Origin of the sequence: Aquipseudomonas ullengensis, from assembly GCF_014174475.1 — a bacterium.
Taxonomy (GTDB): Bacteria; Pseudomonadota; Gammaproteobacteria; order Pseudomonadales; family Pseudomonadaceae; genus Aquipseudomonas; species Aquipseudomonas ullengensis.
This window is the reverse complement of sequence record NZ_JACJUD010000004.1, coordinates 171,696-197,098: the sequence shown is the minus strand read 5'-3', so window position 1 is coordinate 197,098 and position 25,403 is coordinate 171,696. Positions and strand designations below refer to the sequence as shown.

Here is a 25,403-nt window from a genome sequence, read left to right as displayed (position 1 = left end):
TGGTCATAGCGGAGTATCCAGGGCAGCATCGGTGCGTACGCCGCGCCAGCGGTTGATCCGGTGGCGCAGGCGGTCGAGATGGAGGTAGACCACCGGGGTGGTGTAGAGGGTCAATAACTGGCTGAGAATCAGCCCGCCGACGATGGTCAGGCCCAGCGGACGGCGCATTTCCGCGCCCTCGGCCATGCTCAGCAGCAGCGGCAAGGCGCCCAGCAGCGCGGCCAGGGTAGTCATCAGAATCGGCCGGAAGCGCAGCAGGCAGGCGCGGCGGATCGACTCCTGCGGGCTCAGGTGCTCGTTGCGCTCCAGCTCCAGGGCCAGGTCGATCATCAGGATCGCGTTCTTCTTCACCACGCCGATCAGCAGGAACAGCCCGAGCATGGAGATCAGGGTGAACTGGCCACCGGTAAGCAGGATCGCCAGCAGCGCACCAACCCCCGCCGACGGCAGCGTGGAGAGGATGGTCAGCGGGTGGATATAGCTCTCGTAGAGGATGCCGAGGACGATATAGACCACCAGCAGCGCGGTGAAGATCATCAGCGGCTGGCCCTGAGCTTCCTTCTCGAACTGCCCGCCGGTGCCGCCAAGAATGCCCTGCACCTCGGTGGGCAGGTTGAGCTCGGCCACGGCCTTGCGAATCGCCTGGTTGGCCTGGTCCTGGGTCACGTCCTTGGCCAGCGAATAGCCAATGCTTTCCGCGGCGAACTGGCCCTGGTGGTTGATCCGGTCCTCTTCCAGGCTGCGCTCCCAGTGGGAAAAGGTCGACAGCGGTACGCGCGCACCATCGGCGGTGATCACCTTGATCTGCGCCAGTGACTCGGGGTACTGGGCAAACTGCGGGTTGATCTCCATCACCACGCTGTACTGGTTGAGGGTGTCGTAGATGGTGGAAATCTGCCGCTGGCTGAAGGCGTTGTTGAGCACCGCCGTGACCATCGCCATGTCCACGCCCAGTTGCTGCGCAGTGGTGCGGTCCACCACCAGGCGGATCTGCTGGGCACCATCGCCCTCCTTGGCGTCGATATCGGTCAGCTCCGGCAACGCGGCCAGGGCATCTCGCACTATCGGCGTCCAGTGGTTGAGGTCGCCGAGGTCGCTGGCCAGCAGCACGTATTCGTTTTCCGAGCTGCGCCCCTGGCGGCCGCCGAACTGCAGGTCCTGGTCGGACATCAGCATCAGTCGCGCGCCGGGCACTTTGGGCAGGGTCTCGCGCAGGTTCTCGATCACCCCCTGGGCCGACAGGCTGCGCTCGCTGATGGGTTTCAGGCGCACCACCAGGAAGGCGTTGTTGATCCCGCTGTCGCCACCAATGAAACCGGCCACGCTCTCGATCGACGGGTCTTGCAGCAGCGCGCGGCGGAAGACTTCCATCTTCGGCTGCATGACCTGGAACGACAGGCCGTCATCGCCACGCACGAAGCCGATCAGCTGGCCGGTGTCCTGTTCCGGCATGAAGGTCTTGGGCACCTGGATGAACAGTGCGACGTTGACCACGATGGTCGCCAGCAGGCTGACCAGCATCAGCCGCGAGTGGCGCAAAGCCCACTCCAGGCTGCGCCCGTACCCCGCCAGCACGCGTTCCTGCAGGCGTGAGCCGAAACGCTGCAGCCGCCCGGGTTCGCGCTCCGGCCCCTCGTCGGCCTTGAGCCAGCGGGCGCAGAGCATCGGCGTAAGGGTCAGTGACACCAGCATGGAGATCAGAATCGCCACCGACAGGCTGATGGCAAACTCGCGGAACAGGCTGGCGACGATGCCGCCCATGAACAAAATGGACAGGAACACCGCGACCAGCGACAGGTTCATCGACAGCAAAGTGAAGCCCACTTCGCGCGAGCCCTTGAACGCCGCGACCATCGGGCTTTCACCTGCCTCGATATGCCGCGAGATGTTCTCCAGCACGACGATGGCGTCGTCCACCACCAGGCCGGTGGCGATGATCAGCGCCATCAGCGACAGGTTGTTCAGCGAGAAATCCAGCAGGTACATCGCCGCGAACGTACCGACCAGCGACACCGGCACGGCCAGGGCCGGAATCAGCGCGGCGCGCCAGCGGCCAAGGAAGGCGAACACCACCATGATTACCAGCACGGTGGCGATCAACAGACTGTGCTCGGCTTCGCGCAGGGTGGCGCGGATCACCGGCGAGCGGTCCATCGCCACTTGCAGGGTCGCGCTGGCTGGCACCACCGCTTGCAGGCCCGGCAACTGGGCACGGATGTCCTCGACCGTCTCGATGATATTGGCCCCAGGCTGGCGGTTGATCACCAGCAGCACGGCCCGCTCGTCGTTGTAAAAACCGTTGTTGTAGCGGTTCTCCACCGAGTCGTGAACCTTGGCCACATCGCCCAGGCGCACGGCGGCATTGTTCTGGTAGCGGATGATCAGCGGCTCGTAGTCGGCAGCCTTGTGCAATTGATCGTTTGCCTGCACCTGCCAGTTGCGACTGGCGTCTTCGACATTGCCCTTGGGGCGATCCTGGTTGGCGTCAGCGATGGCCGTGCGCACCTCGTCCAGGGCGATGCCGTACTGGTCGAGCAAGCGCGGCTCCAACTCGACCCGCACGGCCGGCAGCGAGCTGCCGCCAATCTGGATCTGCCCCACGCCCTGCACCTGCGCCAGTTTTTGCGCGATCACGGTGGAGGCCAGGTCGTACAGCTGGCTCTTGTCCAGCACCGGCGAGGTCAGCGACAGCACCATGATCGGTGCCTGCGAGGGGTTGAACTTCTTGTACACCGGCATGCTGCGCATGCCGCTGGGCAACAGGTTGCGCGCGGCGTTGATGGCCGCCTGCACCTCGCGGGCAGCGGCATCCACGTCACGGTTGAGGTCGAACAGGATGACGATCTGCGTGCTGCCCTGGCTGCTGCGGCTGGTCATCTCGCTGATTCCAGCGATGCTGCCGAGCGAGCGCTCCAGTGGCGTGGCCACGGTGGACGCCATCACCTGAGGGCTGGCGCCGGCCAGGTTGGCGGTAACCACGATGGCCGGGAAGTCCATCTTCGGCAACGGCGCCACCGGCAGCAGGCCAAAGCTCACGCCACCCAGCAGGAGGATGGCCAGGCTCAGCAACAGCGTGGCAACCGGGCGGCGGATAAAGGGCGCGGAGAGGTTCACAACACCGCCCCTGTAGGAGCCAGCTTGCTGGCGATGCTTCTGCAGGGAGACTGATCGCCAGCAAGCTGGCTCCTACGGAACGCAATCACAGCGCCACCCCAGCCGCGCTGCGACCGATGAAGCGGCGCGACAAACGATCGAACCACAGGTAGATCACCGGCGTGGTGAACAGCGTCAGCACCTGGCTCAACAGCAGCCCACCGACCATCACCAGGCCCAGTGGCTGACGCAGCTCAGCACCGGAGCCGGTGGCCAGCATCAACGGCACCGCGCCGAACAAGGCGGCCAGGGTGGTCATCAGAATCGGCCGGAAACGCAGCAGCGCCGCCTGGTAGATCGCCGCTTCCGGGCTCATACCCTGGTTGCGTTCGGCCTCCAGGGCGAAGTCGATCATCATGATCGCGTTCTTCTTGACGATGCCGATCAGCAGGATGATGCCGATGATGGCGATCAACCCCAGGTCGTTGCCCGACAGCAGCAACGCCAGCAAGGCACCGACACCCGCCGAGGGCAGCGTGGAGAGGATGGTGATCGGGTGGATGTAGCTCTCGTAGAGCACGCCCAGCACGATGTACATGGTCACCACCGCCGCCAAAATCAGCAGCAGCGTGCTCGACAGCGAGGCCCGGAACGCTTCCGCAGCGCCCTGGAATTCACTCTGGATGCCACTCGGCATACCGATATCGCGCTGCGCCTGCTCGATCACTGCCACTGCCTCGCCCAGCGAAGCACCTTCGGCCAGGTTGAAGGACACGGTCACCGCCGGGAACTGGCCGATGTGGTTGATCAGCAGCGCCGCAGCCCCCTCCTCCACATGCGCCAGCGAAGCCAGCGGCACCTGCGTGCCACCTTCGGTAGCGACATGGATGCGCCCCAGCGCGGCTGGCCCCAGGCTGCCGGCACCCTGGCTTTCCAGCACCACGCGGTACTGGCTGGCCTGAGTGAAAATGGTGGAAATCTGCCGCTGGCCAAAGGCGTCGTATAGCGCGTTGTCGATATCAGCGACGCTCACGCCCAGGCGCGCGGCGGCGTCACGGTCGATCCGCAGCAGCACTTGCAGGCCACGGCTCTGCAGGTCGCTGGCGACATCACGCAGCTCTGCTTTCTGGCTCAGGGCGTCGATCAGCTTGGGCGTCCACTCTTCCAGCAGCTCCAGGCTCGGCGACTCCAGGCTGAACTGGAACTGGGTGCGGCTGACCCGGTCCTCGATGGTCAGATCCTGCACCGGCTGCAGGAACAGCTGGATACCGGGTACCTGCGCCAGCTGCGGACGCAGACGCTCGATCACCTCGCTGGCGTCGGCATCGCGCTCGCGGTGCGGCTTGAGGTTGATCAACAGGCGCCCGCTGTTGAGCGTCGGGTTGTCGCCGTCGACACCGATATAGGACGACAGGCTGGCCACTGCCGGGTCCTTCAGCACCACTTGGGCCAGGCGCTGCTGGCGTTCGCTCATGGCAGCGAAGGAAATACTCTGCGGCGCCTCGGAAATGCCCTGGATCACCCCGGTGTCCTGCACCGGGAAGAAGCCCTTGGGCACCGCCAGGTACAGCACCACGGTCAGAGCCAGGGTGCCGAGCGCCACCAGCAGGGTCAGCGGCTGGTGCTTGAGCACCCAGCGCAGGCCTACGCCGTAGCGCTCGATCAGGTTGTCGATGAAGGCGCCACTGGCGCGGTAGAAACGGCCGTGGTCTTCGTCTTTCTCTTGTTTGAGCAAGCGCGCGCACATCATCGGCGTGAGGGTCAGCGACACCACCAGGGAAATCAGAATGGCCACCGCCAGGGTGATGGCGAATTCGCGGAACAGGCGCCCCACCACATCGGCCATGAACAGCAGCGGAATCAGCACGGCGATCAGCGAGAAGGTCAGCGATATCAGGGTGAAGCCGATCTGCCGCGCGCCCTTGAGCGCCGCGTTCATCGGCGTTTCACCCTCCTCCAGGTGGCGCGAGATGTTCTCCAGCATGACGATGGCATCGTCGACCACGAACCCGGTGGCGATGGTCAGGGCCATCAGCGTCAGGTTGTTGACCGAAAACCCGGCCAGGTACATCACGCCGAAGGTGCCGATCAATGACAGCGGCACAGCCACGGACGGAATAATGGTGGCCGAGACCTTGCGCAGGAACAGGAAAGTCACCAGCACCACCAAGCCGATGGCCAGCATCAGCTCGAACTGCACGTCGCTGACCGCAGCGCGGATGGTCTGCGTGCGGTCGGTCAGCACCTTGACCTCGAGCCCGGCCGGCAAAGAAGCGGTGATCTGCGGCAGCAGGTACTGGATGCGGTTGACCACATCGATGACGTTGGCGCCGGGCTGGCGCTGGATGGTCAGCAGCACGGTCTCGTTGAGGTCGGCCCAGGCGGCCAGGCGGTCGTTCTCGGCGCCATCGACGATCTCGGCGACATCCTGCAGGCGCAGCGGCGCGCCGTTCTCGTACTTGAGGATCAGCGAGCGGTACTCGCCGGCGCTCTTCAACTGGTCGTTGGCATCCAGTTGCGAGACCCGGGTCGGGCCGTCGAAGTTGCCCTTGGGCTGGTTGACGTTGCTCGCGGTGATCAGCGTGCGCACGTCCGCCAGGTTGAGGCCGTGGCTGGCCAGCGCTTGTGGGTTGACCTTGATGCGTACGGCCGGACGTTGCCCGCCAGCCAGGCTGACCAGGCCGACGCCGCTGATCTGCGCCAGTTTCTGCGCCATGCGCGTGTCGATCAGGTCGTGTACTTCCGTCAGCGGCAGGGTCTTGGAGCTGATCGCCAGGGTCAGCACCGGGGTGTCGGCCGGGTTGACCTTGTTGTACACCGGCGGTGCCGGCAGATCGGTCGGCAACAGGTTGCTCGCCGCGTTGATCGCCGCCTGCACTTCCTGCTCGGCCACGTCCAGGTTGATGTCGAGGTTGAAGCGCAGCGCAATCACCGACGCGCCGCCGGAGCTGGCCGAGGACATCTGTTTGAGGCCCGGCATCTGTCCGAGCTGGCGCTCCAGCGGCGCGGTGACCGCACTGGTCATCACCTCCGGACTGGCGCCTGGATAGAGCGTCATCACGCGGATGGTCGGGTAGTCCACTTCCGGCAGCGCCGAGACCGGCAGCATGCGGTAGGCAATCAGACCCGTGAGGAAGATCGCCACCATCAGCAGCGTGGTGGCGACCGGGCGCAGGATGAACAGGCGTGAAGCGTTCATGCGTCTTTCTTCGCCGGTGCCTTGTGGGCGGTTTCCACCGCCTTGCCGCTGTCGTCGATCTCTTGCACGTCACTGCCATCCTTGAGCTTGTCGGTGCCCTCCATCACCACACGGTCACCCACCGCCAGGCCTTCGCTGATCAGCGTCGTCGGGCCATCGCTGGCGCCTACCGTGACCCGGTGCACCTGCACCTTGTGGTCTGTGCCGACCAGGAAGACGAAGGTCCCGCGCGAACCGAACTGCAGCGCCGCCGAGGGGATCAAGGTGGCGCCGGCGCGGGTTTCCACGCGCAGGCGGACATTGACGAACTGGTTGGGGAACAGTTGCTCGCTGGCATTCTCAAAGCGCGCCTTGAGCTTGACCGTGCCGGTAGTGATGTCGATCTGGTTGTCCAGGCTGTGCAGAGTGCCCTCGGCCAATTGCAACTGCTCGCCGCGATCCCAGGCCTGCACCAGCAGCTTCTGCTTGGCGCGCACCTTGGCCAGCACCGGTGGCAGTTCGCCCTCGGGCAAGGTGAAGCTGACGGCAATCGGCTCGACCTGGGTGATCACCACCAGCGGCGTGGTGTCGCTGCTCTTGACCTGGTTGCCGAGGTCGACCTGGCGCAGGCCCACGCGCCCGGAGATCGGGGCGCGAATGCGGGTGAAATCGAGATTGAGGCGGGCATCGGCGACGGCGGCCTGGTTATTCTTCACCGTACCTCGGTACTGGCCAACCAGGGCGACCTGGGTGTCCAGGGTCTGCTTGGCGATGGAGTCTTCGGCGTACAGGCCTTTATAGCGGGCTAGGTCGATCTCGGCGTTCTGCAACTGTGCCTGGCTCTGCGCCAGGGTACCTTCAGCCTGTTGCAGCGCTATCTGGTAGGGACGCGGATCGATCTGCGCGAGCGGCTCGCCAGCCTTGACCAGTTGGCCTTCCTCGAACAGCACCTTGGTCAGCTCACCATCGACCCGCGAACGCACGTTGACCGTGTTCAGCGCCGTCACAGTGCCCAGTGCCTTCAATTCGATATTGAAGTCGCCACGCGTCACGCTGGCCAAACGCACCGGCACCGGTCCTTCGTCACGCGCCCATGGCCCTTTCTGCCCCGGCCCCGCCTCGCCCTGCGATTTTGCCGGCCACTGCCACCAGAGCAGCAGGACTACAACGAGCACAAGCAGGGCAATCAGCCACGTGCGGGAAAAGCGTGGCGCAGAACGAATATCGGGCATGGGGTTGGGGTCACTTTCCTGGAGAGCGTGAACGATAATTACTCTGTACGGCCAGGCAAAGGGTCTTTACCGCCTATTTACCCTTAATTGACGTAACAAGGCGTTTAAAGTTTGCAAATGAAAACGGCCTGCATGGCAGGCCGTCGGGGTACGCGGGCGTACTTATTTCAGCGCAGCGATGGCTGCTTCGTAGTTCGGCTCGTCGGCGATTTCGCCAACCAGCTCGCTGTGCAGCACCTTGTCATTCTCGTCGAGCACGACCACCGCACGCGCCGCAACGCCTACCAGCGGGCCGTTGCCGAAAGCCACGCCGTAGTTCTTGAGGAAATCGGCGCCGCGCATGGTCGACAGGTTGATCACGTTTTCCAGGCCTTCGGAACCGCAGAAGCGCGCCTGGGCGAACGGCAGGTCGGCCGAAATGCACAGCACCACGGTGTTGGCCAGCTTGCTCGCTTCGGTATTGAATTTGCGCACCGAGGTGGCGCAGGTCGGCGTGTCGACGCTGGGGAAGATGTTCAGCACTTTGCGCTTGCCGGCCAGGCTGGCCAGGCTCACGTCGGAAAGGTCCTTGGCCACCAGGCTGAATGCCGGAGCCTGCTGACCGGCTTGCGGCAATTGGCCTTCGACCTGGATCGGGTTGCCCTTGAGGGTTACTTGAGCCATTTGAGTTGTCCTTATCGCTGGAGTTGAGCCCGACACCAAAGCATCGCGGCTGGGAAAATGACTGACCGGCCGGGCCGGCGTTCAGTGGTGATGGAGGTTAGCGCGATTGGCCTCGGCAAACAAAAAAGGCCTGCATTTTCTGCAGGCCTTTTTTATTGGATACGCAAAGCATCACCCGGTGTTCTTTGCTCGATCAGGCACTGGCCTGCAGCGTCGCCTGCGGATTGGGATGGAAGAACACGTGCTCGAGAATCGGCCCGACCGCCACTTCGCCGATTTCCTCGTAGCCCTGGCGTTTGTAGAACTCCAGGTAATGCGGGTTGCCGGTGTCGAGCACCACGCCCTGCGAGCTGGAGTCCTCGGCGCACCAGTTGTGCAGCGCCGCCAGCAACTGCTCGCCCAGGTGCTGGCCCTGGAACTCCGGGTGCACGCCAATCAGCGGCAGCACGTGGTAAGGCCCCGGCGGCAGGCAAGCGAGTACGGCGTCGTGGTATTCGAGGTAGCGCTTGGTGCAGCGGAAGCCCGTGGTCATCAACATGCGCAGGCGCCAACCCCAGCTCTCGGTAATCCCCAGGCGTCGCTGCGGTGGCGCGATCAGGGCGATGCCCACCAGGCGTTCCTCGATCACCAGGCCGATGGCCGGCAGGTCTTCGGCGAAATGCTGGTGCACCAGCTCGCGCACCGTGGCGCGCACACGCTGGTCGAACCCCGGCCGTTCGCTTTCGAACAGATAACCGAAGGTCGGGTCATGGCGATAGGCGTGGTACAGCAGCGAACGGGCTTCGCGAACGTAACCGTGTTGCAGCATGCGGACTTCGGCGGTGCGATGGGGCATCAGGCTGACCTCTGTTGTTATAGGTTTTGAGCGTGCTCGGCACGGAGGCTGAAGAGCAGGTTCGTACGGGTCAGGAGCCAAGGTAGCACCCGTCTCCTGGCGCTGCCAGACGCTGGCCGTCGCCCGGTGACTGGGCTAGCATCGCCCTTTTCCCCGCTGGGTGCTCCCCATGAAGATCGTTTCCTTCAATATCAACGGCCTGCGTGCCCGCCCTCATCAACTGGCGGCATTGATCGAAAAACACCAGCCGGATGTGATCGGCCTGCAGGAAACCAAGGTCGATGACCCACAGTTCCCCGAGGCGGAAATCCGTGCACTCGGCTACCACGTGCATTACCACGGGCAGAAGGGCCATTACGGCGTCGCCCTGCTCTCGCGCCAGGCGCCGCTGGAACTGCACAAGGGTTTTCCCGGTGATGAGGACGACGCCCAGCGCCGCTTCATCTACGGCACTTACGCCGACGAGCACGGCAATCCGCTGACCGTGATGAACGGCTACTTTCCCCAGGGCGAAAGCCGCGACCACCCCACCAAGTTCCCGGCCAAACAGCGCTTCTATGCCGACCTGCAGAACCTGCTGCTGACCCAGTTCAAACCCGAGCAACCGCTGGTGGTGATGGGCGACATCAATATCTCCCCGGAAGACATCGATATCGGCATCGGCGAGCCCAACCGCCTGCGCTGGCTGAAGACCGGCAAGTGCAGCTTCCTGCCCGAAGAGCGCGAATGGCTGGCGACCCTCAAGGGCTGGGGCCTGGTCGACAGCTTCCGTCACCTCAATCCGGCGGTAAATGACCGTTTCAGCTGGTTCGACTACCGCAGCCGCGGCTTCGAGGACGAGCCCAAGCGCGGCCTGCGTATCGACGTGATCCTCGCCAGCGCGCCGCTGCAGGGGCGAATCAAGGATGCCGGCGTCGACTATGACCTGCGCGGTATGGAGAAACCCTCCGACCACGCGCCGATCTGGCTGGAGCTAGACTGAGCTTTGCGCCAATAACTATTGGCAGGATGTGAAGTTACTGGCCAGGCCAGATGGAGTAGATCTTGGAGAGCGCCCCTACTAGGAAAGCTTGGTCAGCCGAGCTGAAAATTGCCGGCCTGGTCTTCCTGCTGGTTCTGACAGCCTGCCTACTGGGTATCGCTACCCGCCCGCTGGGCCACCTGGCAACTATCTGGCCCGCCAATGCCTTGTTGCTCGGTCTCATGGTGCGTTACCCCCAGCTGGCCAGGCCCTCTGGCTGGTTTGGCGGTATAGCGGCTTATATCATTGCCGACAGCGCTACCGGCGGCCCGCCAATCCAGACGCTGATGCTTACACTAGGCAACCTGGTAGGGGTGATCAGCGCTTATCTCTTGCTGTCGCGCCTCAGTGCAGAACACCGCTCCCTGCGTAGCCCGCTCTCAGTACCCTACCTGGCTCTGGCAGTGACGCTTGCCTCCCTCGCCTCGGGGGTGGTTGGCGCAATCATCAACCCCCTGCTGTTTGATGGCAGCGCTGTCGCAGGTCTGACGCTCTGGTTCGTCACCGAGTTGGTCAATTACATCGCGATCTTGCCAGTGCTGCTCACCATGCCCGACTGGCCTGAGCGTCTGAAAGACAGGCGGCAGGCGCTGCTCATTTCTCGACAGGGACTGGTGCATGCCTTGCCTGCTGTCAGCCTGGTGATCTCCTGTGCCCTCAGCCTGATGGTGGGCGGCCCCGGAGCGGTGGCCTTCGCCGTGCCAGCACTGCTGTGGTGCGCACTGAGCTATAGCGTCTTTACAACGGCCTGGCTGACCTTTGCTTTCATTAGCATCTTGCTCGTCATGATCGCTATCGTGGGCATCCCGCTGGCACCGTTCGACATGAATTCGCTCCCCATGCTGCTTTCCTTGCGGCTCGGTATCACCCTGCTAGCCTTCGCGCCACTAACGGTGGCCAGCGTTATGGCTGCACGCAATAAGTTGCTGCAACACATGCAGTACATGGCGTCGCATGACCAACTCAGCGGCCTGCTCAATCGCTGGGCCTTTTATGAGCAGGCCAGGCAGCAATCCTCTGACGCCAATAGACCGATAGCGTTGTTGATGTTCGATATCGACCACTTCAAGCGCATCAACGACACCTACGGCCATGCCGCGGGCGACCTGGTGCTGAAAGCCTTCGCGCGCCTGGCCAGCAACGGCCTGCGCGACGGAGATGCCCTGGCCCGCCTGGGTGGAGAGGAGTTCGCCCTGTTGCTGCCTGGCTGCTCGCACAACCAGGCTCTGGTGATTGCCGAGCGCATTCGCACGGATTACGCCAATTCCCCGACCACCCTGGAGGACGGCCAACATGTGCAGTCCACCGTCAGCATCGGTGCAGTTGTGGCCTTGCAGCATCAAGTCGATATCGATGGGCTGCTGCTGATCGCGGATCGCGCCCTGTATCAAGCCAAGGAGTCGGGGCGCAATCGCGTTGTTATCAGCCAATACACCCCAAACGAACAGGCCTGGACGGAAACAGCCTGAGCCAGCGCTGAGCAAGTAACGCACAACGCTCTGGCAAGGGCCTTTTGCTGTGTCTCGTCATCTTTCCGCAATCATTCCTTCTTATTCTTCGCGCACCTGAACGTCCGTGCCGCCCCGGCACGGCAGCTCACCCACGGAATTAAGGTGTCAGCTAAATGTCGTGCGCCCTGTCAATCAGTGATCGCCCTCTCCTGAACCAAACCTACACCTGGATCATCCTCTGCTTCATCCTCTATGCCCTGCCCTGGTCGGTGTTCGCCGCTCCGGTCGAGAATGCTGCGCTGCTGCGTATCCAGGGTTCCAACACCATCGGCGCCAAACTCGGCCCGGCCCTGGTCAAGGGGCTGTTCGAGCAGCAAGGCATGCGCAATGTACGCATCGCTGCCACAACCACCGAGAACGAGCAGCAGGTGCTGACCGAAGACGAACAGGGCCGCACCTTGACCATCAACGTGGCCGCCCACGGTTCGGGCACCGGCTTCACCTCCTTGCAGGATGGCAGCGCCGACCTCGCGGCCTCGTCGCGGCCGATCAAGGAGGCCGAAACGCAAGCGCTCGCCGGCCTCGGCGACATGCACAGCCTGGCCGCCGAACAGGTCATCGCCATCGATGGCCTGGCCATCATCCTGAACCCGGCCAACCCACTGTCGAGCCTGAGTACCGAGCAACTGGCGCAGATCTTTTCCGGCGAAGTGCGCACCTGGGAGCAACTCGGTGGCCGTGGTGGCGCCATCACCCTGTATGCCCGCGATGACAAGTCCGGCACCTACGACACCTTCAAGGAGCTGGTCCTGGCCGCCCACGGCAAGGCCTTGGCTGCTGGCGCCAAACGCTTCGAGTCGAGCGATCAGCTGTCCGACGGCGTTAGCCAGGACCCCAGCGGCATCGGTTTCATCGGCCTGCCCTATATTCGTCAGAGCAAGGCCGTGGCGATTGCCGATGGCGAGTCGCAACCCATGCTGCCCAGCGCCACGCTGATCGCCACCGAGGATTACCCGCTGTCGCGCCGACTGTTCCTCTATAACCCGCCAGGCACCACCAATGCCTGGGTCCAGGCCCTGGTGCAGTTCGCCCACAGCCCGCAAGGCCAGGCCATCGTGGCAAAAAGCGGGTTCATCCCGCAGACCGTACAAGCCGTGCAGGTGGCGCCCAACCCGGCCATGCCGGCCGACTACCAGCGCCTGACCCAGGAGGCGCAGCGCCTGTCGGTGAACTTCCGCTTCCAGGAAAGCAGTGCCACCCTCGACAACAAGGCACAGCACGATGTCGACCGCGTGCTGGAGTACCTCAAGAGCCAGGACAAGCTGCGCCACCAGGTGGTGCTGGTGGGCTTCGGTGACCCGAAGAATGATCCGGCCCGAGCCGCCTTGCTGTCCAAGCTGCGCGCCATGGCCGTGCGCCGTGAACTGGCCAAGGGTGGCGTGATCTTCCGCGACATCACCGGCCTCGGCGAGCAGCTACCCGTGGCCGCCAACAGTGGCGATGAAGGCCGCCTGAAGAACCGCCGAGTGGAAGTCTGGGTGTACTGATTCCGCCCTGCCCTTTGTAGGAGCGAGCTCTGCCCGCGAAAATTCCGCACAAGGCGCTTCGCGAACAGAGCTCGCTCCTACAGGTGTGCCTGCGCTCCTCGACACCTCTTGTAACCGCCGTCGATTTGTCTGCCTCGCCACTGGCCGCTAGCCTTGGATCAGTGGCGCCGGGCCCCTCTGGCGGTGAATCTTCACCGTGATGTCGGAGTCACTGTCTTGATCAATCCTTGACGGAGGCCCGATGAACGAACTGCTGCTATTGCTCAATACCCCCCTGCTCGGCACTGCCACCTGGCTGTGGCTGAGTTTCATGGTCATCGTTGTCGCCCTGCTGGTGTTCGACCTCGGCGTCCTGCACCGCGACCAACACGAAATCGAGATGCGCGAGAGCCTGCTGCTGTACAGCGGCTATTTCAGCGTCGGCCTGCTGTTCGGCGTATGGGTGTGGTTCGAGCTGGGTGCACAGAGTGCGCTGGAGTTCTACACCGGCTTTCTGATCGAGCAATCGCTGTCGATGGACAACGTGTTCGTCATGGCGATGATCTTCAGCTTCTTCGCCATCCCGCGGCGCTACCAGCATCGGGTGCTGTTCTGGGGCATCATCGGGGTGATTGTGCTGCGCGCAATCATGATCGGCCTGGGCACGGCGCTGGTGAAGGAGTTCGACTGGATCCTCTACCTGTTCGGCGCGTTCCTGCTGTTCACCGGGGTCAAGATGATGTTCAGCAGCCCCGACCATCAGCCGGATCTGGCGAACAATCCAATGCTGCGCTTCCTGCGCAAGCACATCCGCATGACCGACACCTTGCATGGCGGGCATTTCTTCGTGCGCCAGCGCGACAACGCGGGACAGTCCCTGCTCTACGCCACGCCGCTGTTCCTCGCCCTGGTGCTGATCGAACTGGCCGACCTGGTGTTCGCCGTAGACAGCGTGCCCGCGGTGTTCTCCATCACCCAGGACCCGTTCATCGTCTACACCTCGAACATCTTCGCCATCCTCGGCCTGCGCTCGCTGTACTTCGCCCTGGCCGCACTGATGCACCGCTTCGTCTACCTGAAGTACGCCCTGGCACTGGTGCTGATCTTCATTGGCGGCAAGATTTTCCTGCATGGCTTCATCGGCAAGATCCCCGCCCTACTCTCCCTCGGCGTAACCTTCGGCTTGCTGGTGGGCGGCGTGCTGCTGTCCCTGCTGAAAACCCGTGACCGGCCACAGAGCGAGCAGTAATGCAGGATGTGCGGATCGAAACCCGCGAGCTGAAGGGGCGCCGGTACTGGCTGGTGCATATGGGCCGGCGTGCCGTGAGCTTCCATGAGGAGCTGGCCGCACGCACCTTCGCGGCACAACTGCACATGCGCCTGGACTGGTTGCGCCAACATGCCGGGGTTATCCCTCATGGTGAAACGTAGAACCTCTGAGGATCCTCGATTTCGTCATCCCCGCGTAGGCGGGGATCCAGAAACCAGCAACACCGAGTATTCCTGTGACGCCGAGTTGACTGCAGCCTCCTGGATTCCCGCCTTCGCGGGAATGACGGAGCGGGTGAAATGGCCCCGCAGTACTCCTCCATGCTGCATCTGAAAACGACAAGGCCCGCATCAGCGGGCCTTGTGCATTACCGAGCCGGGATCAGCGGCCGGATTTCATCATCTCTTTCGGGATGTATTTGCCGATCTCGAACTTGCCGATCGCCATGCGGTGCACTTCGTCCGGGCCGTCGGCCAGGCGCAGGGTGCGCTGCATCGCCCAGAAGTACGCCAGCGGGGTGTCGTTGGAAACACCAGCGCCGCCGTGGATCTGGATGGCCCGGTCGATCACGTTCAGCGCGACATTCGGCGCAACGACCTTGATCTGCGCAATCTCGCTCTGGGCAATCTTGTTGCCCACGGTGTCCATCATGTAGGCGGCGTTGAGGGTCAGCAGGCGGGCCTGGTTGATCTCGATGCGCGAGTTGGCGATGTGGTCGATGTTGCCGCCCAGGCGAGCCAGCGGCTTGCCGAACGCGGTACGGCTGGCGGCGCGTTTGCACATCAGTTCCAGCGCACGCTCGGCCATGCCGATGGAGCGCATGCAGTGGTGGATACGGCCTGGGCCGAGGCGACCCTGGGCAATCTCGAAACCGCGACCCTCACCCAGCAGCACGCTGTCGTACGGCACACGCACGTTCTCGAACAGCACTTCGGCGTGGCCGTGCGGGGCGTCGTCGTAGCCGAATACCGGCAGCGGACGGAGGATTGTCACCCCGGGGGTGTCAGTCGGCACCAGGATCATCGAGTGCTGCTGGTGACGCGGGCCGTCCGGATTGGTCAGGCCCATGAAGATCATGATCTTGCAGCGCGGATCACAAGCGCCGGAAGTCCACCATTTGCGGCCGTTGATTACCCACTCGTCACCGTCACGCACGGCGTTGGCCTGCATGTTGGTGGCATCGGAAGAAGCCACGCCCGGCTCCGTCATGGCGAAGGCCGAACGGATTTCGCCAGCCAGCAGCGGCTCCAGCCACTGTTTCTTCTGCGCCTCGGTGGCGTAGCGCACCAGGGTTTCCATGTTGCCGGTGTCCGGCGCCGAGCAGTTGAACGGCTCGGAACCCATCAGCGAACGGCCCATGATTTCGGCCAGCGGCGCGTATTCCATGTTGGTCAGGCCGGCGCCGTAGTCGGACTCCGGCAGGAACAGGTTCCACAGGCCTTCGGCTTTGGCCTTGGCTTTCAGTTCATCCATGATCGCCGTCGGCTGCCAGCGATCACCTTCATTCACCTGCTGCTCGAATACGGCTTCAGCCGGATAAACATGGGTATCCATGAAGGCGGTGACGCGTTCACGCAGTTCCTGAACCTTGGGGGTGTAGGCGAAATCCATGGGGCGATACCTTACTGACGGCCTGGAGAAGTGGGTGTGGTTTTGCTCTGGAAATGATGCTAGAACAGCACCCACGATTTATCTAACCTATTTTCCGGCCTTATCAACATTCATAAGCAATATATGATCTGGCATGATTAGGTATCAGCAGCACGGAGCAGGCAATGAACTTGAACAAGGTCGATCTCAACCTCTTCGTCGTCTTCGACGCCATCTATACCGAGGCCAACCTGACCCGCGCCGGGCAGATTGTCGGCATCACCCAGCCGGCGGTTTCCAACGCCCTGGCCCGTCTGCGCGAGACCTTCAACGACCCGCTGTTCGTGCGTACCGCCCAGGGCATGGTGCCCACGCCGATGGCGCAGAACATCATCGGCCCGGTGCGCAACGCCCTGCAGCAGCTACGCGTGTCGGTACAGGAAAGCCGCACCTTCAACCCGGCGCAGGCCAACAAGACCTACCGCATCAGCATGACCGACCTCACCGAGGCGATCATCCTGCCGCCGCTGTTCCAGCGCCTGCGTCGCCTGGCGCCGGCCGTGCAGATCGAGAGCTTCCTCTCCAAACGCCGTGAAACCACCAAGGAACTGGCCGCCGGCCGCCTGGATTTCGCCGTCGATGCGCCGCTCAATACCGACCCGCAGGTGCGCCACGTCAAGCTGCTGGACGACCGCTACGTGTGCGCCGTACGCCATGGCCACCCGCTGGCCAAGGACAAGATCAGCCTGGATGAATACCTGTCTCTGACCCATATCCAGATCTCCAGCCGCCGCAGTGGCCTCGGCTATATCGACCTGTCGCTGGGCAAGATGGGCCTGCAGCGCAAGGTCACCCTGCGCTCGCAGCACTACATGATGGCCTCCACCGTGCTGCTGCACACCGACATGGCGATGACCGTGCCCGAGCGCTTCGCCCGGCGCCATGGCCTGCACTACATGCAGTTGCCGGTGAATGACGTGCCGCCGCTGGAAACCCACCTGTACTGGCACGAAAGCACCGACCAGGACCCGGCCAACCGCTGGATGCGTGAGCAGATCATCGAGATCGCCCAGCAGGTTACGGCCCAGGAAAAGAAGATCGAGAGTGAACTCAAAGCTTCAAGTTAATCTCATAACCCATTGAATAAAAAAGGCCTCGCACATGCGGGGCTTTTTCTTTTGCGCCTTTCTCTGCGCCGTTACGTTGACGTTAACGTCAACCTGCTTTACGTTAACGTAAAGCAGACCACGCAGACGTTCTTCCATGGCCGCCAACTACAGCATTTCCGATCTGGCTCGCGAGCTGGATATCACCACCCGCGCCATCCGCTTCTACGAGGAGCAAGGCATGCTCGCCCCCGAGCGCCGTGGCCAGGAGCGCATCTACACGGCCAAGGACAAGGTGACCCTCAAGCTGATTCTGCGCGGCAAGCGCATCGGTTTCTCCCTCGCCGAGTGCAAGGAGCTGATCGAGTTGTATGACCCGGCTGGCGGCAACCGCAAGCAGCTGGAGACCTTCATGAACAAGATCACCGAGCGCCGCGCCCAGCTGGAGCAACAGCTGCTGGACATCCAGCAGATGCAGCTGGAGCTGGATACCGCCGAAGAGCGCTGCCAGATAGCGCTAGCTGAAACCATTAAGAATCAAACCGTTACCAGCTAAACCTAATTCAAATAATTACAGGTGGAACCATGAGCTATCCCTCCCTGAACTTCGACCTCGGTGAAACCATCGACATGCTGCGCGACTCGGTCCGCCAGTTCGCCCAGGCCGAGCTGGCCCCGCGCGCTGCCCAGATCGACGCAAACAACGAGTTCCCCATGGACATGTGGCGCAAGTTCGGTGACATGGGCCTGCTCGGCATGACGGTCGCGGAAGAGTTCGGCGGCACCGACATGGGCTACCTGGCCCATGTGGTAGCCATGGAAGAGATCAGCCGCGCCTCCGCCTCGGTCGGCCTGTCCTACGGCGCCCACTCCAACCTGTGCGTCAACCAGATCCACAAGAACGGCACACACGCGCAGAAGACCAAGTACCTGCCCAAGCTGTGTTCCGGCGAGCACATCGGTGCCCTGGCCATGAGCGAGCCCAATGCCGGCTCCGACGTGGTGTCGATGAAGCTGCGTGCCGACAAGCGTGGCGACCACTATGTGCTCAACGGCAACAAGATGTGGATCACCAACGGCCCGGATGCCCACACCTACGTGATCTATGCCAAGACCGACGTCGCTGCCGGCTCCAAGGGCATGACCGCGTTCATCGTCGAGCGTGATTTCAAGGGTTTCTCCCGCCACCAGAAGCTGGACAAGCTCGGCATGCGCGGCTCCAACACCTGTGAACTGGTGTTCCAGGACGTGGAAGTGCCGGCGGAGAACATCCTCGGCCAGGAAGGTCGCGGCGTTGCGGTGTTGATGAGTGGCCTGGACTACGAGCGCACTGTGCTCTCCGGCGGCCCCACCGGGATCATGCAAGCCTGCATGGATGTGGTCGTGCCTTACGTGCACGAGCGTCGCCAGTTCAACCAGGCGATCGGCGAGTTCCAGCTGATCCAGGGCAAGCTGGCCGACATGTACGCCGGCATGAACGCGTCCAAGTCCTACCTGTACAACGTCGCCAAGGCTTGCGACCGCGGCGAGGAATCGCGCAAGGACGCCGCCGCGGTGATCCTCTACACCGCTGAAATGGCCACCAAGATGGCCCTGGACACCATCCAGATCCTCGGCGGCAACGGCTACACCAACGAGTACCCGGCCGGCCGCCTGCTGCGTGACGCCAAGCTCTACGAAATTGGCGCCGGCACCAGCGAAATCCGCCGCATGCTGATCGGCCGCGAGCTGTTCAACGAAACCAAGTAAGGCGACGCACCTGTAGGAGCCAGCTTGCTGGCGATCACGGCTTAACTAGCAGCGCTTATGTTGCCGGTTAGTCTTGGATCGCCAGCAAGCTGGCTCCTACGAAAGCACCTCATTCGACGGAGCCAACTCGATGGCCATCCTGCACACCCAGATCAATACCCGTTCGCCGGAGTTCGCTGCCAATAACGCGGCCATGCTCGAACAGGTCACTGCCCTGCGCACCCTTCTCGCCCAGGTCCACGAAGGCGGCGGCGCCAAGGCCCAGGAGCGCCACACCTCGCGTGGTAAGCTGCTGCCGCGCGAGCGCATCAATCGCCTGCTGGATATCGGTTCGCCCTTCCTCGAAATAGGCCAGTTGGCCGCCCATGAGGTCTACGGCGAAGACGTACCCGCCGCCGGCGTGGTCGCCGGTATCGGCCGGGTGGAAGGCGTCGAGTGCATGATCGTGGCCAACGACGCCACGGTGAAAGGCGGCAGCTACTACCCGCTGACCGTGAAGAAACACCTGCGCGCGCAGACCATCGCCCAGCAGAACCGCCTGCCGTGCATCTACCTGGTGGACTCCGGCGGCGCCAACCTGCCGCGCCAGGACGAGGTGTTCCCGGATCGCGAGCACTTCGGCCGTATCTTCTTCAACCAGGCCAACATGAGCGCCATGGGCATCCCGCAGATCGCCGTGGTGATGGGCTCGTGCACCGCCGGCGGCGCCTATGTGCCGGCGATGAGCGACGAGACCATCATGGTGCGCAACCAGGCCACCATTTTCCTCGCCGGCCCGCCACTGGTGAAGGCCGCCACCGGCGAAGTGGTGACTGCCGAGGACCTCGGCGGTGCCGACGTGCACTGCAAGACCAGCGGCGTGGCCGACCATTACGCCGAAGACGATGAGCACGCCCTGGCCATCGCCCGGCGCAGCATCGCCAATCTCAACTGGCGCAAGCAAGGCGTGCTCAACAGCCGCGCGCCGATCCAGCCGCTGCATGGCGGCGAGGAGCTGTACGGCGTGATCCCGGCCGACGCCAAGCAACCGTTCGATGTGCGTGAAGTGATCGCGCGGATCGTCGACGGCAGCCAGTTCGATGAGTTCAAGGCGCTGTTCGGCACCACGCTGGTGTGCGGCTTCGCCCACCTGCATGGCTACCCCATCGCCATCCTGGCGAATAACGGCATTTTGTTTGCGGAGGCCGCGCAGAAAGGCGCGCACTTCATCGAACTGGCCTGCCAGCGCGGCATCCCGCTGCTGTTCCTGCAGAACATCACCGGCTTCATGGTCGGGCAGAAATACGAGGCCGGCGGCATCGCCAAGCATGGCGCCAAGCTGGTCACCGCCGTGGCCTGCGCCAAGGTGCCAAAATTCACCGTGATCATCGGCGGCAGCTTCGGCGCCGGTAACTACGGCATGTGCGGCCGCGCCTACGACCCGCGCTTCCTGTGGATGTGGCCCAACGCGCGGATCGGCGTGATGGGCGCCGAACAGGCCGCTGGTGTGCTGGTACAGGTCAAACGCGAACAACACGCACGCAATGGCCAGGAATTCTCCGCCGAAGACGAGCAACGCCTGAAGCAGCCGATCGTGGCCCAGTACGAGCAGCAGGCCCACCCCTACTACTCCAGCGCCCGCCTGTGGGACGACGGCGTGATCGACCCGGCGCAAACCCGCGACGTGCTCGGCCTGGCGCTGTCCGCCAGCCTCAACGCGCCGATCGAGCCGACCCAGTTCGGCGTGTTCCGCATGTAACCGTTAACCGTAGGGCGGGTGAAACCCGCCAGAGCCCACGCGGGTTTCACCCGCCCTACGCTGGAGTTCAGATGAGCGCTTTCACCACCGTACAACTTGAAAAAGACCCACGCGGCTTCGCCACTCTCTGGCTCAATCGCCCGGAGAAGAACAACGCCTTCAATGCCGAGATGATCCGCGAGCTGATCCTTGCCATCGCGGCTGTCCAGGCTGACACCAGTCTGCGCTTCCTGCTGCTGCGCGGACGCGGCAAGCACTTCTCCGCCGGCGCCGACCTGGCCTGGATGCAGCACTCGGCCACCCTCGACTACGAGGCTAACCTGGCCGACTCCCATGAGCTGGGCGAACTGATGTACAGCCTGCACGGCCTGAAGGTCCCGACCCTGGCAGTGGTCCAGGGCGCCGCCTTTGGTGGTGCGGTGGGCCTGGTCAGCGCCTGCGACATGGCCATCGGCAGCGCAGACGCGCTGTTTTCCCTGTCTGAAGTGCGCATCGGCCTGGCGCCAGCGGTCATCAGCCCCTTCGTCGTCCAGGCCCTCGGCGAACGTACCGCGCGGCGCTATTCATTGACCGCCGAGCGCTTCAATGGCGACCAGGCACGCAACCTCGGCCTGCTCGCCGAGTGCTATGCCGTCAGCGAACTGGAAACCCAGGTCGAACACTGGGTCAGCAACCTGCTACTGAACAGCCCGCAGGCCATGCTGGAGAGCAAGGAGCTGCTGCGCGAGGTCGCCAGCGGCGTGCTCAGCCCTGCCCTGCGCCGCCACACCGAAAGTGCCATTGCGCGCATTCGCGTCAGCGCCGAAGGCCAGGAGGGCCTGAATGCCTTCCTCAACAAGCGCAAACCGGCCTGGCAGGAGCAATAAGCATGGCTAACTACATCGACACCGTACTCATCGCCAACCGCGGCGAGATCGCCTGCCGGGTGATGCGTACGGCCAAGGCCCTGGGCCTGAAAACCGTCGCGGTGCACAGCGCCATCGACCGTAACGCCCGGCATGTGCGCGAAGCCGACATGGCCGTGGACCTGGGCGGCGCCAAGCCGGCCGATAGCTACCTGCTGATCGACAAGATCCTCGCTGCCGCAAAGGCCACCGGCGCCCAGGCGATTCACCCGGGCTACGGGTTCCTCTCGGAAAACGCCGGTTTCGCCCGCGCCATCGAAGCCGCCGGCCTGGTGTTCCTCGGCCCGCCGGCCAGCGCCATCGATGCCATGGGCAGCAAATCCGCGGCCAAGGCACTGATGGACGACGCCGGCGTACCGCTGGTGCCCGGTTACCACGGCGAAGCCCAGGACGTGGACACCTTCCGCGTTGCCGCCGAACGCATCGGCTACCCGGTACTGCTCAAGGCCGCCGCCGGTGGTGGCGGCAAGGGCATGAAGGTGGTCGAGCGCGAAGCCGAGCTGGCCGAAGCCCTGCAATCGGCCCAGCGTGAAGCGCAATCGGCATTCGGCGACTCGCGCATGCTGGTGGAAAAGTACGTGCTGCAGCCACGCCATGTGGAGATCCAGGTGTTCGCCGACCAGCACGGCAACTGCCTGTACCTCAACGAACGCGACTGCTCGATCCAGCGCCGTCACCAGAAAGTGGTCGAAGAGGCCCCTGCCCCTGGCCTGACACCCGAGCTGCGCCGCGCCATGGGCGAAGCGGCAGTCAAGGCCGCCCAGGCCATCGGCTATGTCGGTGCCGGCACCGTGGAGTTCCTGCTGGATGCACGCGGCCAGTTCTTCTTCATGGAGATGAACACCCGCCTGCAGGTCGAGCACCCCGTCACCGAAGCCATCACTGGCCTCGACCTGGTGGCCTGGCAGATTCGCGTAGCGCGTGGCGAAGCGCTGCCGATGACCCAGGCGCAGGTGCCGCTCAATGGCCACGCCATCGAAGTGCGCCTGTACGCCGAAGATACCGAGCATGACTTCCTGCCGGCTTCCGGCGACCTGGCCCTGTACCGCGAGCCGGCTGCCGGGCCAGGCCGTCGGGTCGACAGTGGCGTCGCCGAAGGTGACACGGTGTCGCCGTTCTACGACCCGATGCTGGCCAAACTGGTCGCCTGGGGCGAAGACCGCGAGCAGGCCCGTCAGCGCCTGCTGGCCATGCTCGAGGAAACCGCCGTGGGTGGTTTCAAGACCAACCTGGCGTTCCTGCGTCGCGTGCTGGCCCATCCGGCCTTCGCCGATGCGCAGCTGGACACCGGGTTTATCGCCCGTCACCAGGACGCCCTGTTGCCGGCCAGCGCCGAGCTACCGGATGAATTCTGGCAACTGGCCGCCGATGCCTGGCTGCAAAGCGAGCCGCAGCAACCCCGACATGACGACTACCATTCGCCATGGAATGCCCGCGATGGCTGGCGTGCCGGCCTGCGAGCGGAAACCGAACTGCACCTGTGCAGCGCTGACCATGAGCACAAGGCCCGCCCAACCGGCCAAGCCAAGCTGCAAGGCGACACGCTGATCTGTGCCGCCACCCAGTCATCCACCGTACAACGCCGGCTGCAAGCCATCCGCCAGGGCGACACCCTGTACCTGGAGTGGAATGGCGAGCTGCACCCCGTGCGCCGCTTCGACCCCATCGCCGCTGCCGAAGCCGGCCATGCCCATCAGGGTGGCCTGACTGCGCCCATGAACGGCAGCATCGTGCGTGTACTGGTAGAACCCGGCCAGGTCGTCGAAGCCGGTACCGCCCTGGTGGTGCTGGAAGCGATGAAGATGGAACACAGCATCCGCGCGCCGCATGCCGGTACGGTCAAGGCGCTGTTCTGCGGCGAAGGCGATATGGTCAGCGAGGGCGCTGCACTGGTGGAGCTGGAGCAGGCGTGATGCACTTGTAGGAGCGAGCTCTGCTCGCGAACGGCCCCGTACGGACTCGATTCGCGAGCAGAGCTCGCTCCTACGGTTCCCTATTCGGCAAACTTGTAGGGTGGAAAACCGCGCAGCGTTTTCCACCAACCAACGGTGGATGGATAACGCGCCAGCTGCGCGCCCCGATCCACCCTACGGAGAACATGCATGAACCTCCCCCAACACGTACGCCTGGTCGAAGTCGGCCCGCGCGACGGTTTGCAGAACGAGAAACAGCCCATCAGCGTGGCCGACAAGGTGCGCCTGGTCGATGAACTGAGCGCCGCCGGCCTTGGCTACATCGAAGTCGGCAGTTTCGTATCGCCCAAATGGGTGCCGCAGATGGCCGGCAGCGCCGAGGTGTTCGCGCAGATCCAGCGTCATGCTGGCGTGGTCTACGGCGCACTGACGCCGAACATGCAGGGCTTCGAAGCTGCCGTCGCAGCGGGCGTCAAGGAAGTCGCGGTATTTGCCGCCGCCAGCGAAGCCTTCTCGCAGAAGAACATCAACTGCTCGATCAGCGAGAGCCTGCAGCGCTTCGTGCCGATCATGGACGCCGCGCGCCAGCATGGCATCAGCGTGCGCGGATACGTGTCCTGCGTGCTCGGTTGCCCCTACGAGGGCGACGTGGCGCCGCAACAGGTCGCTGATGTCGCCGCCGAGCTGTTCGCCATGGGCTGCTATGAGGTGTCCCTGGGCGACACCATCGGCACCGGTACCGCAGGCGCCACCCGCCGCCTGATCGAGGCCACCGCCGCCAAGATCCCGCGCGAGAAGATCGGCGGGCACTTCCACGACACTTACGGCCAGGCCCTGGCCAACGTCTACGCCAGCCTGCTGGAAGGCGTCAGCGTCTTCGACAGCTCGGTTGCCGGCCTCGGCGGCTGCCCCTACGCCAAGGGTGCCACCGGCAACGTCGCCACCGAAGACGTGCTCTACCTGCTTAACGGCCTGGGCATCGACACCGGCATCGACATGGACCGGCTGATTGTCGCTGGCCAGCGCATCTGCGACGTGTTGGGCAAAGCCAATGGCTCACGCGTGGCCCGCGCCCGCCAAGCCAGCCGCTGACCCCGTAGAAGCCCGCTTGCTGGCGATCGGCTCTGCATGGGCCCAGGCTCGCCAGCAAGCGGGCTCCTAGAACAGCAGAGCAGTCCGCCAGCATTGTTTATGCCCCTCCACATCTGCTATCGGTAAGGCAGGTGAAACCCGCGCGCCCACACCACGCGGCATCAAGGAGGCAAACATGAGCCTGCACGGCAAGACCGCTCTGGTCACCGGCTCCACCAGCGGCATTGGCCTGGGAATCGCCCTGGAACTGGCCAAGGCCGGTGCCAACCTGCTGCTCAACGGCTTTGGCGACAGCGAGGCGGCGCTGAATGCCGTGCGCGCCCATGGCGGCAGCGTCGCCTACCACCCGGCGGACATGAGCAAGCCCGAGGAAATCGAGGCGATGATGCAGTTTGCCGTCGAACAGTTCGGCGCCGTCGACATCCTGGTCAACAACGCCGGCATCCAGTACGTCGCCCCCGTCGAAGAGTTTCCGGTCAAGCGCTGGGACGCGATCATCGCCATCAACCTCTCGTCCGCCTTCCACACCACTCGCCTGGTGCTGCCAGCCATGCGCACACGCAACTGGGGGCGGATCATCAACATCGCCTCGGCCCACGGCCTGGCAGCTTCGCCCGGTAAAAGCGCCTATGTGGCAGCCAAGCACGGCCTGATCGGCCTGACCAAGAGCGTGGCCCTGGAAACCGCCACCACCGGCATCACCTGCAATGCCATATGCCCCGGCTGGGTGTTGACCCCGCTGGTGCAAAAGCAGATCGACGATCGTACCGTCGACGGTGACAGCGCCCGCGCACGGCATGAGCTGCTGGCCGAGAAACAGCCCTCGCTGGACTTCGTCACCCCGGCACAACTGGGCGCGCTGGCATTGTTCCTGTGCAGCGACGCTGCCGACCAGGTCCGCGGCGCCGCGTGGAACATGGATGGCGGCTGGCTAGCGCAATAACCCTAAGCTGTAGGGTGGAAAGCCGCGCAGGGTTTTCCACCACTGGCGGTGGATGTAAAAACGACATCCACCCTACGCAAGGAATCAGGAAACCCGGA

At 63.7% G+C, this 25,403-nt stretch carries 19 protein-coding genes; 13 read left to right on the top strand and 6 right to left on the bottom strand.

Going from position 1 to position 25,403, the window contains the following annotated elements; all coding sequences use genetic code 11:
- Positions 1-3: 3 nt before the first annotated feature.
- The 5 genes from H3H51_RS13320 to H3H51_RS13300 all read right to left on the bottom strand — a co-directional run bounded on the left by H3H51_RS13320 (position 4) and on the right by H3H51_RS13300 (position 9,001).
- A complete protein-coding gene (locus H3H51_RS13320; protein WP_183089542.1) occupies positions 4-3,114 on the bottom strand; it encodes an efflux RND transporter permease subunit in 3,111 nt (1,036 codons plus the stop codon).
- 85 nt (positions 3,115-3,199) lie between these two features.
- On the bottom strand, positions 3,200-6,292 hold the full coding sequence (locus tag H3H51_RS13315) for an MdtB/MuxB family multidrug efflux RND transporter permease subunit (RefSeq protein ID WP_183089541.1): 3,093 nt from the start codon (positions 6,290-6,292) through the stop codon (positions 3,200-3,202).
- On the bottom strand, positions 6,289-7,503 hold the full coding sequence (locus H3H51_RS13310; protein WP_183089540.1) for an MdtA/MuxA family multidrug efflux RND transporter periplasmic adaptor subunit: 1,215 nt from the start codon (positions 7,501-7,503) through the stop codon (positions 6,289-6,291). Before H3H51_RS13310 ends, H3H51_RS13315 begins: the two co-directional genes overlap by 4 nt.
- 162 nt (positions 7,504-7,665) lie before the next feature.
- The gene (gene tpx / locus H3H51_RS13305; RefSeq protein ID WP_183089539.1) at positions 7,666-8,166 is read right to left on the bottom strand and encodes a thiol peroxidase; all 501 of its coding nucleotides are present in this window, start codon (positions 8,164-8,166) and stop codon (positions 7,666-7,668) included.
- 193 nt (positions 8,167-8,359) lie between these two features.
- The gene (locus H3H51_RS13300) at positions 8,360-9,001 is read right to left on the bottom strand and encodes a GNAT family N-acetyltransferase (RefSeq protein ID WP_183089538.1); all 642 of its coding nucleotides are present in this window, start codon (positions 8,999-9,001) and stop codon (positions 8,360-8,362) included.
- 169 nt (positions 9,002-9,170) lie between these two features.
- On the opposite strand from H3H51_RS13300, the gene xthA reads away from it, so the two are divergent.
- The 5 genes from xthA to H3H51_RS13275 all read left to right on the top strand — a co-directional run bounded on the left by xthA (position 9,171) and on the right by H3H51_RS13275 (position 14,430).
- Complete coding sequence (xthA, locus tag H3H51_RS13295; RefSeq protein ID WP_183089537.1) at positions 9,171-9,983, top strand: exodeoxyribonuclease III; 813 nt, start codon at positions 9,171-9,173, stop codon at positions 9,981-9,983.
- 62 nt (positions 9,984-10,045) lie between these two features.
- On the top strand, positions 10,046-11,491 hold the full coding sequence (locus H3H51_RS13290) for a GGDEF domain-containing protein (RefSeq protein WP_183089536.1): 1,446 nt from the start codon (positions 10,046-10,048) through the stop codon (positions 11,489-11,491).
- A gap of 155 nt (positions 11,492-11,646) precedes the next feature.
- A complete protein-coding gene (locus H3H51_RS13285; RefSeq protein ID WP_183089535.1) occupies positions 11,647-13,020 on the top strand; it encodes a substrate-binding domain-containing protein in 1,374 nt (457 codons plus the stop codon).
- 241 nt (positions 13,021-13,261) lie between these two features.
- Positions 13,262-14,248, top strand: coding sequence for a TerC family protein (locus H3H51_RS13280; RefSeq protein ID WP_183089534.1), 987 nt, complete (start codon positions 13,262-13,264; stop codon positions 14,246-14,248).
- The gene (locus H3H51_RS13275) at positions 14,248-14,430 is read left to right on the top strand and encodes a hypothetical protein (protein WP_183089533.1); all 183 of its coding nucleotides are present in this window, start codon (positions 14,248-14,250) and stop codon (positions 14,428-14,430) included. Before H3H51_RS13280 ends, H3H51_RS13275 begins: the two co-directional genes overlap by 1 nt.
- 220 nt (positions 14,431-14,650) lie before the next feature.
- Here H3H51_RS13275 and H3H51_RS13270 read toward each other — a convergent pair whose 3' ends face one another.
- Positions 14,651-15,880 carry an acyl-CoA dehydrogenase gene (locus tag H3H51_RS13270; protein WP_183089532.1) on the bottom strand — a complete coding sequence of 410 codons (1,230 nt, stop codon included), beginning with the start codon at positions 15,878-15,880 and terminating at the stop codon, positions 14,651-14,653.
- Positions 15,881-16,044: 164 nt separating this feature from the next.
- Between H3H51_RS13270 and H3H51_RS13265 the strand changes: the two genes are divergently transcribed.
- The 8 genes from H3H51_RS13265 (at position 16,045) to H3H51_RS13230 (ending at position 25,305) form a co-directional block, all read left to right on the top strand.
- Positions 16,045-16,986, top strand: coding sequence for a LysR family transcriptional regulator (locus H3H51_RS13265; RefSeq protein WP_183089531.1), 942 nt, complete (start codon positions 16,045-16,047; stop codon positions 16,984-16,986).
- A 136-nt stretch (positions 16,987-17,122) separates the two neighbouring features.
- Positions 17,123-17,521: a MerR family transcriptional regulator gene (locus H3H51_RS13260; protein ID WP_183089530.1), complete on the top strand. Its 399-nt coding sequence runs from the start codon at positions 17,123-17,125 to the stop codon at positions 17,519-17,521.
- Between the two features lie 29 nt (positions 17,522-17,550).
- Positions 17,551-18,714: an isovaleryl-CoA dehydrogenase gene (locus tag H3H51_RS13255; protein WP_183089529.1), complete on the top strand. Its 1,164-nt coding sequence runs from the start codon at positions 17,551-17,553 to the stop codon at positions 18,712-18,714.
- A 130-nt stretch (positions 18,715-18,844) separates the two neighbouring features.
- Positions 18,845-20,452: a carboxyl transferase domain-containing protein gene (locus tag H3H51_RS13250; RefSeq protein ID WP_183089528.1), complete on the top strand. Its 1,608-nt coding sequence runs from the start codon at positions 18,845-18,847 to the stop codon at positions 20,450-20,452.
- Between the two features lie 71 nt (positions 20,453-20,523).
- Complete coding sequence (locus H3H51_RS13245; protein ID WP_183089527.1) at positions 20,524-21,318, top strand: gamma-carboxygeranoyl-CoA hydratase; 795 nt, start codon at positions 20,524-20,526, stop codon at positions 21,316-21,318.
- Positions 21,319-21,320: 2 nt separating this feature from the next.
- Positions 21,321-23,270: an acetyl/propionyl/methylcrotonyl-CoA carboxylase subunit alpha gene (locus H3H51_RS13240; RefSeq protein ID WP_183089526.1), complete on the top strand. Its 1,950-nt coding sequence runs from the start codon at positions 21,321-21,323 to the stop codon at positions 23,268-23,270.
- Positions 23,271-23,459: 189 nt separating this feature from the next.
- The gene (locus tag H3H51_RS13235) at positions 23,460-24,362 is read left to right on the top strand and encodes a hydroxymethylglutaryl-CoA lyase (RefSeq protein WP_183089525.1); all 903 of its coding nucleotides are present in this window, start codon (positions 23,460-23,462) and stop codon (positions 24,360-24,362) included.
- Between the two features lie 175 nt (positions 24,363-24,537).
- Positions 24,538-25,305 (top strand): 3-hydroxybutyrate dehydrogenase, encoded by a 768-nt coding sequence (locus H3H51_RS13230; protein WP_183089524.1) that lies wholly within the window; start codon positions 24,538-24,540, stop codon positions 25,303-25,305.
- Positions 25,306-25,403 lie beyond the last annotated feature (98 nt).

Bases quoted from the DNA above. Each gene is read 5' to 3' on its own strand.
- H3H51_RS13315 (WP_183089541.1), bottom strand. From the start codon at position 6,292: ATGAACGCTTCACGCCTGTTCATCCTGCGCCCGGTCGCCACCACGCTG.
- H3H51_RS13310 (WP_183089540.1), bottom strand. From the start codon at position 7,503: ATGCCCGATATTCGTTCTGCGCCACGCTTTTCCCGCACGTGGCTGATT.
- tpx (WP_183089539.1), bottom strand. From the start codon at position 8,166: ATGGCTCAAGTAACCCTCAAGGGCAACCCGATCCAGGTCGAAGGCCAA.
- H3H51_RS13300 (WP_183089538.1), bottom strand. From the start codon at position 9,001: ATGCCCCATCGCACCGCCGAAGTCCGCATGCTGCAACACGGTTACGTT.
- xthA (WP_183089537.1), top strand. From the start codon at position 9,171: ATGAAGATCGTTTCCTTCAATATCAACGGCCTGCGTGCCCGCCCTCAT.
- H3H51_RS13285 (WP_183089535.1), top strand. From the start codon at position 11,647: ATGTCGTGCGCCCTGTCAATCAGTGATCGCCCTCTCCTGAACCAAACC.
- H3H51_RS13280 (WP_183089534.1), top strand. From the start codon at position 13,262: ATGAACGAACTGCTGCTATTGCTCAATACCCCCCTGCTCGGCACTGCC.
- H3H51_RS13275 (WP_183089533.1), top strand. From the start codon at position 14,248: ATGCAGGATGTGCGGATCGAAACCCGCGAGCTGAAGGGGCGCCGGTAC.
- H3H51_RS13270 (WP_183089532.1), bottom strand. From the start codon at position 15,880: ATGGATTTCGCCTACACCCCCAAGGTTCAGGAACTGCGTGAACGCGTC.
- H3H51_RS13265 (WP_183089531.1), top strand. From the start codon at position 16,045: ATGAACTTGAACAAGGTCGATCTCAACCTCTTCGTCGTCTTCGACGCC.
- H3H51_RS13260 (WP_183089530.1), top strand. From the start codon at position 17,123: ATGGCCGCCAACTACAGCATTTCCGATCTGGCTCGCGAGCTGGATATC.
- H3H51_RS13255 (WP_183089529.1), top strand. From the start codon at position 17,551: ATGAGCTATCCCTCCCTGAACTTCGACCTCGGTGAAACCATCGACATG.
- H3H51_RS13250 (WP_183089528.1), top strand. From the start codon at position 18,845: ATGGCCATCCTGCACACCCAGATCAATACCCGTTCGCCGGAGTTCGCT.
- H3H51_RS13245 (WP_183089527.1), top strand. From the start codon at position 20,524: ATGAGCGCTTTCACCACCGTACAACTTGAAAAAGACCCACGCGGCTTC.
- H3H51_RS13240 (WP_183089526.1), top strand. From the start codon at position 21,321: ATGGCTAACTACATCGACACCGTACTCATCGCCAACCGCGGCGAGATC.
- H3H51_RS13235 (WP_183089525.1), top strand. From the start codon at position 23,460: ATGAACCTCCCCCAACACGTACGCCTGGTCGAAGTCGGCCCGCGCGAC.
- H3H51_RS13230 (WP_183089524.1), top strand. From the start codon at position 24,538: ATGAGCCTGCACGGCAAGACCGCTCTGGTCACCGGCTCCACCAGCGGC.